The organism is Nocardioides terrae (assembly GCF_900112345.1).
Lineage (GTDB): Bacteria > Actinomycetota > Actinomycetes > Propionibacteriales > Nocardioidaceae > Nocardioides > Nocardioides terrae.
The window spans coordinates 224,966-242,503 of the sequence record NZ_FOLB01000004.1 but is presented as its reverse complement, the minus strand read 5'-3'; the positions used below and the strand labels follow the sequence as shown (position 1 = coordinate 242,503).

19 protein-coding genes are annotated in these 17,538 nt (G+C 72.9%); 2 read left to right on the top strand and 17 right to left on the bottom strand.

Translation table 11 applies throughout. The annotated features are described in order from the left end of the window. The first annotated feature begins 56 nt into the window (after positions 1–56). On the top strand, positions 57–482 hold the full coding sequence (locus BM236_RS07545; protein ID WP_091122061.1) for a rhodanese-like domain-containing protein: 426 nt from the start codon (positions 57–59) through the stop codon (positions 480–482). Between the two features lie 57 nt (positions 483–539). Here BM236_RS07545 and panD read toward each other — a convergent pair whose 3' ends face one another. From panD to dacB, 14 genes are all read right to left on the bottom strand, one after another. Continuing rightward, positions 540–959 (bottom strand): aspartate 1-decarboxylase, encoded by a 420-nt coding sequence (gene panD / locus BM236_RS07540; protein WP_091122059.1) that lies wholly within the window; start codon positions 957–959, stop codon positions 540–542. Next, positions 956–1,834 (bottom strand): pantoate--beta-alanine ligase, encoded by an 879-nt coding sequence (gene panC / locus BM236_RS07535; RefSeq protein WP_091122056.1) that lies wholly within the window; start codon positions 1,832–1,834, stop codon positions 956–958. The genes panD and panC overlap by 4 nt, the downstream gene beginning before the upstream one ends. Then, positions 1,834–2,883 carry a Rossmann-like and DUF2520 domain-containing protein gene (locus BM236_RS07530; protein WP_281247632.1) on the bottom strand — a complete coding sequence of 350 codons (1,050 nt, stop codon included), beginning with the start codon at positions 2,881–2,883 and terminating at the stop codon, positions 1,834–1,836. Before BM236_RS07530 ends, panC begins: the two co-directional genes overlap by 1 nt. A gap of 86 nt (positions 2,884–2,969) precedes the next feature. Then, entirely contained in the window at positions 2,970–3,509 is a 540-nt protein-coding gene (locus tag BM236_RS07525; protein WP_245750195.1) for a hypothetical protein, read from the bottom strand. Positions 3,510–3,573: 64 nt separating this feature from the next. Beyond that, entirely contained in the window at positions 3,574–4,080 is a 507-nt protein-coding gene (locus BM236_RS07520; protein ID WP_091122050.1) for a DUF3180 domain-containing protein, read from the bottom strand. Continuing rightward, positions 4,077–4,646 (bottom strand): 2-amino-4-hydroxy-6-hydroxymethyldihydropteridine diphosphokinase, encoded by a 570-nt coding sequence (gene folK / locus BM236_RS07515; RefSeq protein WP_091122049.1) that lies wholly within the window; start codon positions 4,644–4,646, stop codon positions 4,077–4,079. The genes BM236_RS07520 and folK overlap by 4 nt, the downstream gene beginning before the upstream one ends. After that, positions 4,639–5,016 carry a dihydroneopterin aldolase gene (folB, locus tag BM236_RS07510; protein WP_091122046.1) on the bottom strand — a complete coding sequence of 126 codons (378 nt, stop codon included), beginning with the start codon at positions 5,014–5,016 and terminating at the stop codon, positions 4,639–4,641. The genes folK and folB overlap by 8 nt, the downstream gene beginning before the upstream one ends. Continuing rightward, positions 5,013–5,831, bottom strand: a complete 819-nt coding sequence (gene folP / locus BM236_RS07505; protein ID WP_091122045.1) for a dihydropteroate synthase — start codon at positions 5,829–5,831, stop codon at positions 5,013–5,015. Before folP ends, folB begins: the two co-directional genes overlap by 4 nt. 202 nt (positions 5,832–6,033) lie before the next feature. Then, on the bottom strand, positions 6,034–6,624 hold the full coding sequence (gene folE, locus BM236_RS07500; RefSeq protein ID WP_425434188.1) for a GTP cyclohydrolase I FolE: 591 nt from the start codon (positions 6,622–6,624) through the stop codon (positions 6,034–6,036). 14 nt (positions 6,625–6,638) lie between these two features. Continuing rightward, positions 6,639–8,675 carry an ATP-dependent zinc metalloprotease FtsH gene (gene ftsH / locus BM236_RS07495; RefSeq protein WP_091122038.1) on the bottom strand — a complete coding sequence of 679 codons (2,037 nt, stop codon included), beginning with the start codon at positions 8,673–8,675 and terminating at the stop codon, positions 6,639–6,641. A gap of 106 nt (positions 8,676–8,781) precedes the next feature. After that, on the bottom strand, positions 8,782–9,333 hold the full coding sequence (gene hpt, locus BM236_RS07490) for a hypoxanthine phosphoribosyltransferase (protein ID WP_091122036.1): 552 nt from the start codon (positions 9,331–9,333) through the stop codon (positions 8,782–8,784). Between the two features lie 11 nt (positions 9,334–9,344). Further along, positions 9,345–10,355, bottom strand: coding sequence for a tRNA lysidine(34) synthetase TilS (tilS, locus tag BM236_RS07485; RefSeq protein WP_091122033.1), 1,011 nt, complete (start codon positions 10,353–10,355; stop codon positions 9,345–9,347). Then, positions 10,352–11,377, bottom strand: coding sequence for a zinc-dependent metalloprotease (locus tag BM236_RS07480; RefSeq protein WP_091122031.1), 1,026 nt, complete (start codon positions 11,375–11,377; stop codon positions 10,352–10,354). Before BM236_RS07480 ends, tilS begins: the two co-directional genes overlap by 4 nt. Positions 11,378–11,436: 59 nt before the next feature. After that, positions 11,437–12,864 carry a D-alanyl-D-alanine carboxypeptidase/D-alanyl-D-alanine endopeptidase gene (gene dacB, locus BM236_RS07475; protein ID WP_091122029.1) on the bottom strand — a complete coding sequence of 476 codons (1,428 nt, stop codon included), beginning with the start codon at positions 12,862–12,864 and terminating at the stop codon, positions 11,437–11,439. Between the two features lie 65 nt (positions 12,865–12,929). Here dacB and BM236_RS07470 point away from each other — a divergent pair, with 65 nt between their 5' ends. Next, positions 12,930–13,466, top strand: a complete 537-nt coding sequence (locus BM236_RS07470) for an inorganic diphosphatase (protein WP_217645253.1) — start codon at positions 12,930–12,932, stop codon at positions 13,464–13,466. Positions 13,467–13,555: 89 nt separating this feature from the next. Here the strand turns inward: BM236_RS07470 and BM236_RS07465 are convergent, their stop codons facing one another. The 3 genes from BM236_RS07465 to BM236_RS18920 form a co-directional block, all read right to left on the bottom strand. Then, positions 13,556–14,113: a hypothetical protein gene (locus BM236_RS07465; protein ID WP_091122024.1), complete on the bottom strand. Its 558-nt coding sequence runs from the start codon at positions 14,111–14,113 to the stop codon at positions 13,556–13,558. A 19-nt stretch (positions 14,114–14,132) separates the two neighbouring features. Continuing rightward, positions 14,133–16,157 carry an acyl-CoA dehydrogenase family protein gene (locus BM236_RS07460; RefSeq protein ID WP_091122022.1) on the bottom strand — a complete coding sequence of 675 codons (2,025 nt, stop codon included), beginning with the start codon at positions 16,155–16,157 and terminating at the stop codon, positions 14,133–14,135. Between the two features lie 63 nt (positions 16,158–16,220). After that, on the bottom strand, positions 16,221–17,528 hold the full coding sequence (locus BM236_RS18920) for a C40 family peptidase (RefSeq protein ID WP_175507592.1): 1,308 nt from the start codon (positions 17,526–17,528) through the stop codon (positions 16,221–16,223). Between the last annotated feature and the right edge of the window lie 10 nt (positions 17,529–17,538).

Sequence of the window (17,538 nt, the reverse complement as noted above, 5' to 3'; positions counted from 1 at the left end):
ACCGTTGGCCCGATCCTCGCTGTCGCCGCGTTCTCGCCACTGCCAGCCTCCTGGCCATGGACGCCGTGACCTTCTTCGCCGCCCGCCTCCGCTGGCAGACCGACCCCTCCGACCTGGCCGCCGAGCGTGCCGGCGGTGCGGGGCCGATCGTGGTCGACACCCGCAACGAGGCGTCCTGGCAGCAGGGACGCATCCCCGGCTCGCTGCACGTGCCCGGCTCCGAGCTGGCCGACCGGATCGGCGGGCTCGTCCCCGACCTCGCGGCCGACGTGGTCGTCTACTGCTGGGGCCCGGGCTGCAACGGCAGCACGAGGGCCGCTCTGCGCCTGGCCGAGCTGGGCTACACCCACGTCCGCGAGCTGATCGGCGGCTTCGAGTACTGGGCCCGGGAAGGCCTCGCCATCGAGACCGACGCCGGCCGCACCCGCCGCCCCGTCGACGACCTCACCGCCCCCGTCGCGTCGCTCCACGCCCACGCCTGACGCCGAGTCGGCAGAAGTTCGCGCCCCAGAAAGGGCCGAGTCGGCGAGGGCTGGTGCTCAGGCGGTGACGAGATCCCCGCGCTTCTGGTCGCTGCCGGGCACCGGCTCCCCGGCGTCGTTGCCGAGGGCGACGATCCGGTTGTCGGCGTCGACGTGCACGACGTGGGGCTGGAGGTCGCGCGCCTCCTCGGTCGTCATCTGCTGGTAGGCGATGAGGATGACCAGGTCGCCGGGGTGCACGAGGTGGGCGGCCGCGCCGTTGATGCCCAGCACGCCCGAGCCGCGCGGCCCGGCGATCGTGTAGGTCTCGAGGCGGGCGCCGTTGGTGATGTCGACGATCGAGACGAGCTCCCCGGGGAGGATGTCGGCGGCGTCGAGCAGGTCCTCGTCGACCGTCACCGAACCGACGTAGTGCAGGTCGGCCTGCGTCACCGTGGCCCGGTGGATCTTGCCGGTCATCATCGTGCGAAGGCTCATGAGAATCGAAGCTCCATATTGTCGATCAACCGGGTGGTGCCGACCTTCGCAGCGAGCAGGATGCGGCCGACGGTGCCCGCCTCGGGATGGTCGGGGAGGTCGCCGAGGTCGGCGGCTCGAAGGGCGAGGTAGTCGAGCTCGACGCCCGGCTCGCTCTTGAGGACGCTCATCGCCGCCCAGCGGGCCGCGGGGACGCCGTACGCCGCCCGCTCCTGGGCCGCCCGCAGCGCCCTGCTCAGTGCGAGCGCGGCGGCGCGGTCACCGTCGGAAAGGTAGCGGTTGCGGCTGGAGAGGGCCAGGCCGTCGGGCTCGCGCTGCGTCTCGGCGCCGATCACCTCGATGCCCAGGCACAGGTCAGCGGACATCCGCGTGATGAGCGCCAGCTGCTGGTAGTCCTTCTGCCCGAAGACCGCGACGTCGGGGCGCACCAGCCCGAAGAGCTTGGCGACGACGGTGAGCACGCCGCGGAAGTGTCCGGGCCGGCTGGCGCCTTCGAGGAGGTCGGCGAGGCCGCCGGGCTGGACGGTGGTCATGTCCGGGTCGCGAGGGCCGGCCCCGCCGGGGTACATCTCCTCGACGGCCGGTGCGAAGACGACGTCGACGCCCTCGCGCTCGCAGACGGCGAGGTCCGCCTCGAGGGTGCGCGGATAGCGGTCGAGGTCCTCGCCCTCCCCGAACTGCAGCGGGTTGACGAAGATGCTCACCACCACCGGCCCGTCGCCGACCTGGTCGCGGGCGACGCGCATCAGGCTGGCGTGGCCGTCGTGCAGGGCGCCCATCGTGGGCACGAGCCCGACGCGTCGTCCGGCGCCCCGATGGGCGTCGAGGAGGCTCGCGAGCTCCGCGCGGGTGCTCGCCAGGACGGGGGTCGGCATCAGTGCCGGTCGCTCCGCGGCACGAAGGTCCTCGCCGCGGCCGTACGACGCTGGGCCCGCTGCTCGGCGGCGTCGAGCAGTCCGGCGATCTTGCCGGCCCGCAGCGCGGTCAGGCGGCCGTCGGTGACGGCCCGCTGGAGGGTGGCGCGGGCCAGTGCGACGTAGGAGCCGACGGTCTGCGGGGCGTTGGCGGCGATGTCGTCGAGGTGGGCCTGGACGGTGCCGGCGTCGCCGCGCACGATCGGGCCGGTGAGCGCCGCGTCGCCCTGGGTCAGGGCGTTGTCGAGCGCCGCGGTGAGCAGCGGCCGCAGGGTGCCGGCCGGGTCGGTGGCGCCCGCGGCGGAGAGGATCTCCATCGCCTCGGTGACCAGCGTGACCAGGTGGTTGGAGCCGTGCGCGAGGCCGGCGTGGTAGAGCGTGCGCATCTCCTCGGGCACCCACATCGGGGTGCCGCCGAGGTCGGCGACGAGGGACTCCGCGAACGCCCGGTCGGCGGTCTCGGCGGTCAGGCCGAAGACGCAGCCGGGCCCGTCGGCCGGGTGCAGCCGGTCGAGGTCCACGGCGGTGCCGGTGAAGGTCATCGCGGGGTGCAGGGCGATCGTGTGCGCGCCCACCGCGCGGGCCGGCGCGAGCACGGCCAGGCCGTGGCGGCCGGAGGTGTGGACGACGTACTGCCCCTCGTGCAGCGCGCCCGCGTCGGCCAGCGACAGGACGACGTTGCCGAGCATGTCGTCGGGGACGGTGAGCAGCAGGATGTCGGCCGCGCGCGCGACGGCGGTCGGCTTCTCGACCGGGACGCCGGGCAGCAGGTCGGCGATGCGACCGCGGGAGGCGTCGGACTCGCCGGCGGCCGCCACGATCTCGTGGCCGGCGCGGCGCAGCGACGCGGCGAGGACGGAACCGACGCGACCCGCGCCGATCACACCCACCGTGGCCCCAGCGACGGGGAGAGCGGTCATTGCTTCAGCCTTTCGTTCCAGTCCCTCCGACCACTCCTCCGGAGGAGGAGCCGGTGTGGGTACCGGACGTGTTCTGACCAGTGCAACCACGACGGTACGCCCCGGCCTTCCGCCGACGGAACGGACCGGGGTGTGACGTCAGCAACACGCCGCGTCGGCCCTGCGTGGAACCGGGATCAGGCGGTGCGGGCCTTGTTCCAGGCGGCCTGGGCGGCGGTCAGCTCCGACCGCATGCCGTCGAGCTCGGCCTCGAGCTCGTGGACGCGCACGATCGCCTCGGCGGCACGCTGCTCCGCCTCCTCGAGTCGTACCGCGAGGGCCTGGCCGTCGCGCTCGGCCTGGTCGGCCCGACGCGCCTCGTCGGCCCGGGCCCGGACCGCGTCGGCGGCGCGCTGGTGCGCGGCGGTGAGGGCGGCCTCGAGGTCGGAGATGGTCTCCGCGCGCCGGCTGATCTCGAGGGTCATGTGGACGTCGTGCTTGGTCTGCTCGGCGACGCGGGCGTCGGTCAGGGCGCGGTAGCCCTGCGCCTGCAGGGCGCGGTCGCGGGCGGCCTCGACGCGCGCGGCCATCAGCTCGGAGTGGGTGATCTTCGTGGCGGTGGCGCCGAGGACCAGCGCCAGGATCGCGGCCAGGCTGGCGACCAGCCAGGTGCCGCTCACGACCGCGCCCACGACGGCGAACGCGGCGAGCGCAACCAGGACCACGGCGACGGTCACGCGCGTGCTGCGCTGCCGACGCCGTGTGGCGGATGTTGCTGATGGGGAAGCCATACGCGTCAGGCTAAGGCTCGTCATCGCTCGGCGGGACGCGACACGCCCGCTCGAGCAGGAGCGCCGCGGCACAGATCAGCACGCCGGCCACACCGGCGATGACCGACCGGGTCACCCGCTGCTCGGCCAGGTCGGAGTCGATGCCGAGCCAGCTGACGGCGTACCCGAGGTAGCCGCCGGCGACCAGCGACCCCGCGAGCGCGCACGCCCGCGCCAGGACGAGCCGGTTGACCGCCTGGTTGGGCAGCAGCCGCTCGCGGCGGACGTGGACGCTGCGATAGGTCACCCAGGCGGTCCAGCCGAGGATGGCGGCGACGAGCAGCAGGGTCAGCGGCGGCACCCAGGTGACGACCGGCGCGGTGCCGTGCAGGCTCTCGGCGACGGGATGGATCAGCCAGCCCAGGATGAGCCCGGCGCACGCCAGCGCGGTGACCGGGCCGGGGCCGGTGGGACGCAGCCGTCCCGGGTCGGGTGGCGGCGGCGCCTCCGGCGCGTCGGGAGGCTGGTCCCGGCTCAAGACAGGTCGAGCACGAGGTCGTCGCGTCGTACGACGCCCTCGTCGCCCGTCTTCTCGAGTAGCTCGGCGACCATGCCGACGCCCGGGATCTCCGCGTCGGACTCGAGGTCGAACCACGGCCGCAGGACGAAGGAGCGCTCGGCCGCACGCGGGTGCGGGAGCCGCAGCTCGTCGGTGTCGCTGAACCGGTCGCCGACCACGATCAGGTCGATGTCGAGGGTGCGCGGAGCGTTCTTGACCTCGGACCGCTGCCGGTCGAATGCGTCCTCGACCGCCAGGGCGCGGTCGAGCAGGCGGTGGGCGGAGAGGGTGGTGTCGGCCAGCACGACGGCGTTGAGGAAGAGGCTCGCGTCCTCCGGGCTGTCCACCGGCGTGGTCTCGTAGACCGGCGAGACGCCGGTGACCCACACGTCGGGGGTGTCGGCGAGAGCGTCGAGGGCGCCCTGGAGGTTGGAGAAGCGGTCGCCGAGGTTGGAGCCCAGCGAGAGCACTACGCGGCGGATCGGCCGCATCTCACCGGTGAGCGTGTCGGCGTCGATGATGTTCGGGTTCGGCGTCTCAGTCACGGGTGGGGCCTCCGTTGGCTCGAGTGATCGTCAACGCGACGTCCGAGTACGTCGCGTCGATAGGCGCGTTCGGCTTGTGGACCGTGACGCGGACCCATTCAACACGGTTGTCCAAGAGGCAGACGTCCGCGATCCGCTGGGCCAACGTCTCGATCAGGTCGACCGGATCACGCTCCACGGCGGCCTTCACCGCCCCGACGAGACTTCCGTAGTCGACGGTCTCGTGCAAGTCGTCCGACGCCGCCGCAGGGGCGGTGTCGAGGCCCAGCACGAGGTCGATCGCGAAGATCTGGCCGTCGCGTCGTTCGAAGTCGAGGACCCCGTGGTGGGCGAAGCACTCGACGCCGGTGATGGCGAGCTCGTCGGTCATCCGACCATTCTCCCGACGACCGCCAGCGCGTCGCGAGTGGCCCTCACATCGTGCACGCGGACGCCCCACAGGCCGCGGGCGGCAAGCAGCGCGACGAGCGCGACGTGGGCGTCCTCGCGCTCGCCCACCGGCCGGGGCTCGCCGGCCTCCGACTCCAACAGCCGGCCGAGGAACGCCTTGCGGCTCGCACCGACCAGGACCGGCAGGCCGAGCTCCTCGAGGGCGTCCAGGCCGCGCAGCAGCTCCCAGTTCTGGTCAGCCGTCTTCGCGAAGCCGAGGCCGGGGTCGACGACGAGCTTCTCGACGCCTGCCGCGCGGGCCGCCTCCACGCGCTGGCCGAGCTCGGCGCGCACCGCGGCGACCACGCCGCCCGGGCCGTCGTACGACGTGAGGGACTGCATGACGTCGGAGTGGCCGCGCCAGTGCATGCAGAGGTAGGTCGCGTCGGCGGCGGCCGTGACCGAGAGGATCCGGGGGTCGGCGAGCCCGCCGGAGACGTCGTTGACGATCGTCGCGCCCGCGGCGAGGGCGGCCTCCGCGACCTCGGCGCGCATCGTGTCGACGGAGACGACCGCGCCGTCGGCGGCGAGCTCGGAGATCACGGGTACGACGCGGGCCAGCTCGTCCTCGACCAGCGGCCGGGTCGCCCCCGGCCGGGTCGACTCACCGCCGATGTCGAGGATGTCGGCGCCGTCGGCGAGCAGCTCGTGCCCGTGCGCCACCGCGTCGTCGGTCGCCAGGAACCGCCCGCCGTCGGAGAAGGAGTCGGGCGTGACGTTGACGATGCCCATCACGAGGGGCCGCGGCTGGGGCATGGACGAACGCTACCGAACGCCGAGGAGTCACCCGAAACGCACCGAGGAGTCACCCGGGCCGCATCGAGGGGTCACCTGGGACGCATCGAGGGGTCGATCCGTGCGGACGGATCGACCCCTCGGTGCGAAAGGACTGACTCCTCGGTGCTGAGCGATTGACCCCTCGGGCCTGGGGATCGACTCCTCGGCGCAGGAGGGAGGGTCAGCGGCGGTGGATGAGCGCCATCGCCTCGGCGCGCGTGGTGGGGTTGGAGCGCATCGTGCCGCGGACGGCGGAGGTGATCGTGCGGGCGCCGGCCTTCTTGACGCCGCGCATCGTCATGCAGAGGTGCTCGGCCTCGATGACCACGATGACGCCGCGCGCGTCCAGGATCCGGGTCAGCGAGTCGGCGATCTGCGTGGTCAGCCGCTCCTGGACCTGCGGCCGCTTGGCGTAGACGTCGACCAGCCGGGCGAGCTTGGACAGGCCGGTGATCTTGCCCGACTCCGCAGGGATGTAGCCGACATGGGCGACGCCGGTGAACGGCACCAGGTGGTGCTCGCACATCGACCACAGCTCGATGTCGCGCACCAGGATCATCTCGTCGTGTCCGAGGTCGAAGGTCGTGGTCAGCACGTCCTCGGCCTCCATCCGGAGACCGGCCGTCAGCTCGGCGTACGCCCGCGCGACCCGGGCCGGCGTCTCGCGCAGGCCCTCCCGGTCCGGGTTCTCACCGATCGCGATGAGCAGCTCGCGGACGGCGGCCTCGGCCCGGTCCTTGTCGAACGCGCCGACCGGCTCGGCGTCCTGGATCGTCACGGGGTCGATCATGCCTGGGCCGGGTCGATGGGCGCCGGGGCGGGCGCGCCGTTGACCTGGCCGGGGGCGCCGTTGGTGCCGTTGCTCCGGCCGGCGATCGCGGCCGCGTGCATGGCGGCGGCACGGTCGCGGATCCACTGCGGGACCTCGACCGCCGGGATGTCCGACGGCACCCGCGTCGGCGAGCCGGTCCAGGCGGGACGGATCGGCCGGCGACGCAGCGGCTCGAAGATCCTGGCGATCTCCTCCTTGCCGAGCGTCTCCTTGTCGAGCAGGGCGAGGACGAGCGCGTCGAGCACGTCGCGGTTCTCGACCAGGATGTCGTAGGCCTCCTGGTGCGCGGTCGCGAGGAGCTTCTTGATCTCCTCGTCGACGATGCCCGCGATCTCCTCGGAGTAGTTGCGCTGGTGGCCGAGGTCGCGGCCCAGGAACGGCTCCGAGCCGGAGTCGCCGAGCTTGATCGCACCGAGCCGCTCGGTCATGCCGTACTGCGTCACCATCGCGCGAGCCAGGCCGGTGGCCTTCTCGATGTCATTGCCGGCGCCGGTGGTCGGGTCGTGGAAGACCATCTCCTCGGCGGCCCGGCCGCCGAGCATGTGCGCGAGCTTGTCGAGCATCTCCGAGCGGGTCTGGGAGTACTTGTCCTCGTCGGGCATGACCATCGTGTAGCCCAGCGCCCGGCCACGCGGCAGGATCGTCACCTTCTGCACCGGGTCGTTGTGCGGCATCGCGGCCGCCACGAGCGCGTGCCCGCCCTCGTGGTAGGCGGTGATGAGCTTCTCCTTGTCGCTCATCAGCCGCGTGCGGCGCTGCGGGCCGGCGATGACGCGGTCGATCGCCTCGTCGAGGTTGGTGGCGGTGATCTGCTTCTCGTTGCCACGGGCGGTCAGCAGGGCCGCCTCGTTGAGCACGTTGGCGAGGTCGGCACCGGTGAAGCCCGGCGTACGACGGGCCACGGACAGCAGGTCGACGTCGTGCGCCAGCGGCTTGCCGCGTGCGTGCACCTTGAGGATGTGCTCGCGGCCGGCGAGGTCGGGGGCGTCGACCTGGATCTGGCGGTCGAAGCGGCCCGGCCGCAGCAGGGCCGGGTCGAGCACGTCGGGGCGGTTGGTCGCGGCGATGAGGATGACGCCGCCGCGGACGTCGAAGCCGTCCATCTCGACCAGGAGCTGGTTGAGGGTCTGCTCGCGCTCGTCGTGGCCGCCGCCCATGCCGGCGCCGCGGTGGCGGCCGACGGCGTCGATCTCGTCGATGAAGACGATGGCCGGAGCGTTCTCCTTGGCCTGCTCGAAGAGGTCGCGGACGCGGCTCGCGCCGACACCCACGAACATCTCGACGAAGTCGGAGCCGGAGATGGAGTAGAAGGGGACGCCCGCCTCGCCGGCGACGGCGCGCGCGAGCAGGGTCTTGCCGGTTCCGGGCTGGCCGTAGAGCAGCACGCCCTTGGGGATCTTGGCGCCGACCGCCTGGAACTTCGCCGGCTCCTGCAGGAACTCCTTGATCTCCTGGAGCTCCTCGACGGCCTCGTCGACGCCGGCGACGTCGGCGAACGTGGTCTTCGGCATGTCCTTGGAGATCAGCTTCGCCTTCGACTTGGCGAACTGCATGACGCCGCGACCGCCGCCGCCCTGGACGGAGTTCATCAGGAAGAGGAACAGCACCACGATCAGGACGAACGGCAGGATGAAGCTGATGATCGAGCCGAGCACGCTCGGCCGGGCGACCTCGGAGTTCGCCTTCTCGATGGTGCCCTTGTCGACCTGCTCCTGCACCGCGGCGAGGATCGCCTGCTGGCCGCCGTCGACCCAGTGCGTGCTGACGTCGTCGCCACCGGAGCGGACGCCGTCGTCGAGCGTCGCCTTGATCTGCTGGTCGCCGTCGACGAACGTGATCTCCTGGACGTCGCCAGCGGTGATGTACTTCATCATCTGCGACGTGGGGATCTCGTCACCGCCGGCGCGGGGGGCGAGGTACTGGAGGGCGAGGAGCACGCCGATGACGGCGATGACGATCCAGACCCAGGGACCCTTGAAGATGCGCTTCACAGGCTTCTCTCGAACTCGGCGAACTCAGTGACCGGGGTGTTGCCCCACCAGGGACAACGACCGGGCCCCCTCGATTGTCCCACGCTACCGGTGGGGGTGACGCGGCTCACGAGTAGACGTGAGGGGCGAGCGTGCCGATGTCGCGGAGGTTGCGGTAGCGCTCGCGGTAGTCGAGGCCGTAGCCGACCACGAACTCGTTCGGGATGTCCCAGCCGACGTACTTCACCTCGACGGGCATCTGCTGCGCCTCCGGCTTGCGCAGGAGGGTCGCGATCTCCACGCTCGCCGGGCCGCGGCTGGAGAGGTTGGCCAGCAGCCAGCTGAGCGTGAGGCCGGTGTCGATGATCTCGTCGACGATGAGGACGTGGCGACCCTCGATGTCGGTGTCGAGGTCCTTGAGGATGCGCACGACACCGGAGGACTTCGTGCCCGAGCCGTAGGACGACACCGCCATCCAGTCGATCTCGACGTGGCGCCCCAGCGACCGGGCGAGGTCGGCGATCACCATGATGGCGCCGCGCAGGACGCCGACGATGAGCAGGTCCTTGCCCTCGTAGTCCTGCTGGATCCGTTGTGCCATCTCGCCCAGGCGCTCTTGGATCTGCGCCTCGGTGAAGAGGATGTCGACCAGGTCGTCCTTGACGTGCTCCGCGTCCATGGGACGGCAGCCTAATCGGGCGGGGCCGACGGCACGCCACCGGTGGGCGCCCGCTCGATCGACACGGCGCCGTCCCGGCGTACGCCGCGCCGGTGGCCCGGCAGGTCGACCCAGCGCTGCCCGCGCCAGTCGGTGACCAGCGCGTCGAGGGCGAGGACGTGCTCGTGGAAGAGCTCGCTGGAGGGGCAGCCGGCGGCGAGCGCGGCCAGGCGGAGGATGCGGCGGCGCAGCGCGTCCGGATGGGCGGCCAGGGCGGTGGCGTCGATCGTGGATCCGCCCTCGACCAGGGTGCCGTACGCCGCCTCGGCGAGGTCGTCGAGCAGGTCCATGTCGGCGCGGAGCTGGTCGGCCGTGCGGGCCAGCGTGGCGGCGACGCCCGGTCCGAGCTCGTCCTCGAGCACGGGCAGCACGCGGGTGCGGACCCGCACGCGGGCGTAGCCGGGGTCGCTGTTGTGCGGGTCGTCCCAGGCGTCGAGGCCCTCGACCTGGCAGGCGGTCGCGGTGTCGAGGCGGGAGACGTCGAGCAGCGGGCGGCGGTAGCGGTCGAAAGCCCTCCGCATCCCGGCCATCGACCGGCCACCGCTGCCGCGGGCGAGCCCGAGCAGCACCGTCTCGGCCTGGTCGTCGCGGGTGTGGCCGAGCAGGACGAGGGCGGCGCCGACGTGGTCGGCGACCTGGTCGAGGGCGGCGTACCGCGCCCGGCGGGCCGCCGCCTCGGGCCCGATCCCGGCGGCGTCCTCCACGGCCACCGTCACGGTGAAGGTCTCGTCGCAGCCGATCTCGGCCATCTGCCGCACGGTCCGGGCGGCCTGCTCGGACGAGCCGTCCTGCAGGCCGTGGTCGACGGTCACGCCGACCACCCGCAGCGACGGCCGACGGGCCTCGAAGACCGTCGCCGCGACCAGCGCGAGCGAGTCGGCGCCACCCGAGCAGGCGACGAGGACGGTGTCGCCCGACGCGAGCGGAGCCAGGACCCGGCGTACGCCGAGGCGGACCGCTGCGACGGACGGGTGGAGGCTCACAGAACTCTCTTGATCCAGGCTTCCGGGTCGTGGATCTCGTCGCGGCTGGGCAGGTTCTCCGGGCCGGCGAAGACCGCGTTGAACTCGCTCATGCCGGCCTTGTCGACGACCCGGCGGACGAACTTGGCGCCGTCGCGGTACTGCGCCATCTTCGCGTCGAGCCCGAGGAGGCGGCGCAGCACCTTGTCGAGCGTGCCGACGCCCTTGCGGCGCTTGTCGAACTTCTTGCGGATCGCCTCGACGCTCGGGATGACCTCCGGGCCGACGCCGTCCATCACCACGTCGGCGTGGCCCTCGAGCAGCGACATCATGCCGGTGACGCGGTCGAGGATCTCCTTCTGCTCCGGCGAGCTGACCAGGTCGACGAGGCTGCCGGTCTGGCCGGTGCCCTTGACCGCGTCGGTGATCCGCTTCAGGCCGTCGTCGAGCAGCGAGGTGACGTCCATCGTGTCGGCCAGGGCGGTGATCTGGGCGAAGAGGTGGTCGCGCAGCCAGGGGCTGGCGGTGAACTGGACCCGGTGGGTCTCCTCGTGGAGGCAGACCCAGAGCCGGAAGTCGCCGGCGACGGCACCCAGCTCGCGCTCCACGTGGACGATGTTGGGCGCGACGAGGAGCAGCCGGCCGTGCGGCTCGTGGAAGGGGTCGAACTGGCCCAGCACCTTCCCCCCCAGGAAGCCGAGCAGGCCGCCGACCTCGAGACCGGTCACCCGCGAGCCGATCGCCGTCGCGACCGGCCCCGGCTCCCGCTTGGTGGTGACCCGGTCGACGAGCGGGGCGAGGGCGATCGAGAACGCGTCCGCGTTGGCCTGGACCCACCCGCGACGGTCGACGACGAGGACCGGAGCGGTGTTGTCGGGTGAGTCGAGACCCGTGTAGTCGCGCACCAGTCCGGTCGAGCGGGCCGCGTCCTCGCGCAGCTCCGCGACCACCTCGGCGGCCTCGTCAGGACCGACGTCCGGACCGTCGCCGGCCAGCCGCGATCCCACACGTACGGCGAGGTCCCAGTCGATCACGTCAACCATGGGTCATGACGCTAGCCGACGGCTGGCTGACGCTTCCGGCTGCCGGCGCGGCCGGGCGGCTATCCGGCGGAGCAGTGGCATCCGGCCAGCGCCGCCGCGGCGTCGTCGAGGGCTTGCCGGGCGCCGAGGGTCTTGGCGGGTTCGACCTGGTCGGCCATCACCACGAAGGTCATCACGTCGCCGTCGAGGTCGGTGACGGTGCCCGCATAGGTGTTGACGCCGGTCAGGGTCCCGGTCTTGAGCCGGGCCAGACCCAGGCCGGGCGCCGACGGCGCGTCCTCGAAGCGCTCGATCAGGCTGCCGGTGAAGCCGGCGACCGGCAGGCCGGTGAGCACGGCGGCGAGCTCCGGCTTCTGGGCGGCGACCCGCAGGACCCCGGTCAGCGTCGCGGGGGCGATCCGGTCGTCGCGGGACAGTCCGCTGCCGTCGTACAGCTGGAGCCCGGTGGTGGGGACGCCGAGCCTGGTCAGGGTGGCGAGCGTGGCGGCGACGCCGCCGTCGAAGGTGCCCGCGCCGCTCAGCTTCGCCCCGACGTGGTGGGCGATGACCTCGGCCGCGTCGTTGTCGCTGGTCTCCAGGGTGTGCTGGACGATCTCGCGCAGCGGTGCGCTCTCGGCGGTCGCGACGGTGGTGCCGTCGCCCGTCGCGCGCCCGATCGTCGGCCGGACCGCGATCCCCCTCGCCCGCAGGTCGTCGGCGAAGAGGGCCGCCGCGGCCAGCGACGGGTCGGCGACCCGGCGGCCCGCGGCGTCGTTGCCCTGGTCGGCCCACAGGGCGGTGATGCGCGAGACGACGTCGTCGGGCACGTAGCTCGCCGGCCAGTGCGGGCTGGTCGTCGGCGCCGCGAAGAGGGAGTCGTCGACGTCGAGCCGCACCGCCGCCACCCCGGCCTGGGTGAGGGCTGCGGCGGTGTCGGCGGCGAGGGTGCGCAGGTCGGCGCGGGGCGGGTAGTCGGGGTCGCGCCTCGGGCTCGGTCTCGACCCGAGCAGCGGGTCGCCGCCGCCGACGAGCACGATCCGGCCGGGCGCCGGCTGGACGACCTTCGTGGTGAAGGTGGTCTCCGGTCCGAGCACCTCGAGGGCTGCCAGCGACGTGAGCAGCTTGGTGACCGAGGCCGGCACGGCGGCGTCGCGGCCCTTCGTGAGGACGGGGTCGCCGCCGGCGAGCGGCGCGATCTCGACGGCCACGTGCCGGCCGAGGTCGTCGTCGCCGAGCGGCCCGGCGAGGGCTGCCGCGACCTTGGCCGGGTCCGGCTTCCGGCCCTCGGCGGCCGGTGCGACGGCGGCCGGGCTCGGCACGGAGGCCTCCCAGGGGGCCGGCGGCTCGGGCGGCGCCGCGGCCGGGGTCGGGTCGAGCCACTCGTCCACCCAGCCGAGCTGGTAGGCCGTCGCAGCGGCCGCGACCAGCAGGGCGAGGGTCAGCAGAGTGGCGAGCCAGCGGGCGAGTCGCCGCGGTCCGCGCCGGGGGTGACGTGGGTCACGTGGCACCTGTCATCTCCGTCCTCGAATCGCGCACCGGGACATTGTCGTGGACACTTGATCGCGAATCACGGATGGGTGCGACCGATCGCAGGTCGCCGGAAAAGCGGAGGCATGTCGTGACGTTGGAGTTCGACGTACTGGTGGAGATCCCCAAGGGGGAGCGCAACAAGTACGAGGTCGACCACGAGACCGGCCGGATCCGCCTGGACCGCACCCTCTTCACCTCGACCGTCTACCCGGCCGACTACGGCTACATCGAGGACACCCTCGGCCAGGACGGCGACCCGCTCGACGCGCTGGTGCTGCTGCCCTACCCGACCTTCCCCGGCTGCCTGATCCAGTGCCGCGCGATCGGCATGTTCCGGATGACCGACGAGAAGGGCGGCGACGACAAGGTGCTCTGCGTGCCGGTCGACCCCCGCAACGAGGGCATCCAGGACATCGACGACGTCGACGAGCACGAGCTCATGGAGATCAAGCACTTCTTCGAGGTCTACAAGGACCTCGAGCCGGGCAAGTCGGTCGAGGGCGCCGACTGGGTCCACCGCGACGCCGCGATCGAGGAGATCCAGGCCTCCTTCGAGCGGTTCAAGGTCGAGGGTCACTGACCCTTCCCAGCTCTGCCCAGCTCTGCCCAGCTCTGCCCAGCACTGCATCGAGCGCCGCGGTCCGGTCGGACCGCGGCGCTCTGCTCTTCTCAGACCAGCCAGGCGTCGACGGCCTCGCGAAGCCTGTCGCGGTACGCCGACGTGCGCTGCCGATCGCCCCTGACGGCCAGCCCGTGGTCGGCGTCGGGCAGCTCCAGGACCTCGGCACCGAGCGAACGCGCGACGGCGCCGTCCCAGGCGAGCCCGTCGGCGGTGCCGCCGACGAGCAGCTGTCGCGCCCGGCTGCGCCGGATCGCGCGCACGACCCGCCTGTCCCGAAGCAGCGGCGTCAGCCAGATCGCGTCGAGCCGTTCCTTCCGGGCGAACGAGGCGGCGCGGGTGCCGAGGGACTTCCCCACGAGCAGCGGCCGGTCGCTCCAGCCGGTGGCCGCCATCCTCGTCTGCTCGGTGACCCAGGCTGTGGCCCGAAGCCCGTCGAGCCCGTCGGGGACCTCCCAGCGCACCTGCCGCACGGCCCAGCCGCGCGCGAGCAGCACGTCCTCGACCGCACCGAGCAGCGGCTTCGACGGGCCGAACGCGCGGCCCGGCAGGAGCAGCGCCCGACCATGCTCGGGCCCGGTCGGGAAGCGGTCGCGGAGCTCGCTCACCCGACCAGCCGGCATCGGGTCAATGCCCCTGTCCGATCAGGTCCTCTGCGCGGAGCAGCTCGCGCGGGATGCCGAAGGCGTCGACGAGCTCCTGGGCCAGCGGCCGCGTCTCGCGGCACAGCGCGTTGACGTGCGCGGTGATCGCCTTTGACCGTGCCGAGGAGAGCCGGCCGTGCTCCATGAACCAGGCCCGGTCGGACTCGATCACCCAGAGCGCGTGCAGGTCACGCAGGAGGACCAACGCGTTGCGCACCGGCCCCTCCGGCGTGGCCTCGACCTTGGCCGCGAACGCCTCGAGCACGAGCCGCTCGACGTGCGCCCGGGCGGCGGCGATCACGTGGTCCTGGACGGAGGAGAAGACGGCGCCGGGGTCGCCCCCACGGTCGATCCCCGCCTTCAGCCGCCGGGCGACGCTGCCGAGGATGTGCTCCTCGCGGAAGGACAGCAGGGCCAGGTGGTAGTCGGGGTCGCGGATCTCGATACGCTCGCCGGCGCTCGCTGCTCGATCACCGAAGGCCTCGTCCCCGTCCGAGGCGCCGCCGGGCAACAGGTCGCGGACCCGCTCGAGCAGCTTGTGGACCGCGGTGCGCTCCAGGACCGTGTCGACGGCGAGGCCCGCGACGAAGCGGACCATGTCGAGCTGGTTCATCTCCTCGAACTCGCCGGCGTAGTCGGTGAGCAGCCCCTTGGCGACCAGCTGCAGCAGGACGTGGTTGTCGCCCTCGAAGGTCGTGAAGACGTCGGTGTCGGCCTTGAGCGCGGCGAACCGGTTGGCGGAGAGGTAGCCCGCTCCCCCGCAGGCCTCGCGGCACTCCTGGACGGTGCGGGTGGCGTGCCAGGTGGCGAGCGCCTTGGTCCCGGCTGCACGCGACTCGAGCGTGCGACGGACGTCGTCGTCGTCGACCTCGCCGGAGAAGACCGCGTGCAGGGTGTCGCGGAGCACCTCCTGCGCGAAGTGGAGCGCGTAGGTGCGGGCGAGCAGGGGCAGCAGTCGTCGCTGGTGCAGGCCGTAGTCGAGCAGCCGCTCCTCGGTGTCAGGGTCGGTCGCCTCGAACTGACGGCGACGGCCGGCGTACGTCACCGCGATCGCGAGGGCGACCTTCGACGCGGTGATGGCGGCGCCGCCGACGGAGACCCGGCCCTGCACGAGGGTGCCGAGCATCGTGAAGAAGCGGCGGCTCTTGCTCTCGATCGCGCTGGAGTAGACGCCCTCGGGCGAGACGTCGGCGAACCGGTTGAGCAGCGCCTCGCGCGGCACCCGCAGGCCGTCGAACCACAGCTTGCCGTTGTCGACGCCGTTGAGGCCCATCTTCGGCCCGTCGTCCCCGACGCGTACGCCGGCCACGGGCTCTCCGCCCTCGCGGATGCGAGCGACGAACGCGTGCACGCCGTGGCTCTCGGGACCGTCCTCGCCGGGCACCTCGAGCTGGGCGAACACCACCGCGAGCTCGGCGTGCTTCGCGGCGCCGCCGATGTAGTCCTTGTAGGCGTCCTCACGGGTGGTCGTGATGACGAACTGCTGCGTCGCGGGGTCGTAGCTGGCGACCGTCTCGAGCGCTGCGACGTTGGAGCCGTGTCGGTGCTCGGTCATTGCGAAGCACCCCATGGTGCGGGCGGCGACCGTGTCGGCGAGGTAGGCGTCGTAGTGCCGCTTCGTGCCGAGCTGGAGGATGGCGCCGCCGAAGAGCCCGAACTGCACGCCGACCTTGACCAGCACCGACAGGTCGCCGTGCGCGAGTGCCTCGAAGGCCGCGACGCTGGCGCCGATGTCGCCCCCGCCGCCGTACTCCTCCGGGAACCCCAGACCCGTCAGCCCCGATTCCGAGAGCTCGACCACCAGGTCGCGCACCCGCTCGCGGAAGTCGGCGTAGGGCATCGTCTCGGCGTCCTCGAGGATCGAGGCGTGGGGCGTGAGCCCGTCCACCACCAGCCGTCGCACGCCGGCGTGGGAGCCGTCGAGGAGCGCCCGCATGCCCGCGGTGAGATCGGCGTCGGTGGCGCCCTCCGGCGCCGGCTCGGTCAGGGTGGTGTCAGTCGCCGCCATGGCGCCACAGTAGCCAGAGCCGACCCCTCCTGAACGCGCGAGCTTCTGCCGACGCGGGGGGGATCAGGGGCGGGCGTAGAAGGTGGGCGGCGTCCAGTAGTACATCGACGCCTCCTGGACCGGCTGGCCGGTGCGCGGGGCGTGCAGGATGCGGCCGTTGCCGAGGTAGAGCGCGACGTGGAAGATCGAGCTCGGCCTGGCGTTGTCGCCCCAGAACACCAGGTCACCGGGCTGGAGCTGGCTCGCCTTGATCGGGGTCGACTGCTCGTACTGCGCGACCGAGTAGTGCGGCAGGGACCGGCCGCCGGCCGCCCACGCCTTCATCGTCAGGCCCGAGCAGTCCCAGCGGTCGGGGCCCGCCGCGCCCCAGACGTAGGGCTCGCCCAGCTGCGCCCTCGCGAAGGCGATCGCGGCCGGGGCACCCCCCGACGGCGCGGGCGGGTCGGACTGCGGGGCGGGGTCCGGAGCGGGCGTGGTCTCAGGGGCCGAGTCCGGCGCCGGGTCGGGAGCAGGAGCGTGCGTGGCCGGAGCAGAGCTCGGCGCAGGGTCCGCGGCGGGCGCCGGATCCGGCGCGACAGGGGCGGGGTCGGGTGCGACGGCCGCTGCAGCGGCGGCGGCCTGCGCCGCCTGCTCGAGTGCGGCCTGCCGCGCGCCGGCGGTCGCGACGCTGACGTGCTGAAGCCTGGCCAGCCGGCGCACCAGCCTGGTCTTCTCGGCCGCGATGCTCGCCGCCTCCGCGGCGGCGGCGTCGGCGCTGCGCTGGGCGGCGGCCCGCGCGTCGGCCGCGTCGCCCTTGGCGTCCTGCGCGTCCCGGTCGGCCGTCCGAGCCTGCGTCGATGCGGCCTTGGCAAGGGCCGAGGCGGCGAGGAAGCGCTGGTACTGCAGGTCGAGCGCCGTCCGGGCGTTGCCGATCGTCGACGCCCGCTGCAGCAGCGTGTCGATGCCGTCGGAGTCGGCCAGCGCCGCCATGGCCGTCAGCTGTGGGGCCAGCTCGGAGTCGGCGAGCAGCGTCTCGGCGTACGCCGACCGCTGCTGCTCGAGGTCGGTGCCTGCGACGTGCGCACGCTCGACGGCGCGCCGGGCGGCCCGGGCGGCCTGCTGGGCGCGGTAGCGGGCTCCGTTGTAGGCCTCCTCGGCGTGCTCGGCGGCGATCGCGCTGCGCCGCAGCCGCTCGTTGGCGGCGCTCAGCGCGGCCCTGATGCCGGCCACGTCGTTGGCGGCCGACGCGGCCCGCTCCTGCGCGTCGCGGACCTCCTGCTGGCTCGGCGCCGAGGGCGGCGCGACCGGTGGCGTGGGGTCGGCTGAGGCCGGGACGACGGTGCCGGAGAGGCCGAGCACCGTGGCGGACAGAAGCGTTCCTAGCCGAGACACTCGCGCCACG

Coding starts and splice junctions, on each gene's coding strand:
- panC (WP_091122056.1), bottom strand. CDS start 1,834: ATGCCGACCCCCGTCCTGGCGAGCACCCGCGCGGAGCTCGCGAGCCTC.
- BM236_RS07545 (WP_091122061.1), top strand. CDS start 57: ATGGACGCCGTGACCTTCTTCGCCGCCCGCCTCCGCTGGCAGACCGAC.
- panD (WP_091122059.1), bottom strand. CDS start 959: ATGAGCCTTCGCACGATGATGACCGGCAAGATCCACCGGGCCACGGTG.
- folB (WP_091122046.1), bottom strand. CDS start 5,016: ATGACCGACGAGCTCGCCATCACCGGCGTCGAGTGCTTCGCCCACCAC.
- folP (WP_091122045.1), bottom strand. CDS start 5,831: ATGCCCCAGCCGCGGCCCCTCGTGATGGGCATCGTCAACGTCACGCCC.
- BM236_RS07460 (WP_091122022.1), bottom strand. CDS start 16,157: ATGGCGGCGACTGACACCACCCTGACCGAGCCGGCGCCGGAGGGCGCC.
- BM236_RS07470 (WP_217645253.1), top strand. CDS start 12,930: ATGGGTGCGACCGATCGCAGGTCGCCGGAAAAGCGGAGGCATGTCGTG.
- hpt (WP_091122036.1), bottom strand. CDS start 9,333: ATGGACGCGGAGCACGTCAAGGACGACCTGGTCGACATCCTCTTCACC.
- BM236_RS07480 (WP_091122031.1), bottom strand. CDS start 11,377: ATGGTTGACGTGATCGACTGGGACCTCGCCGTACGTGTGGGATCGCGG.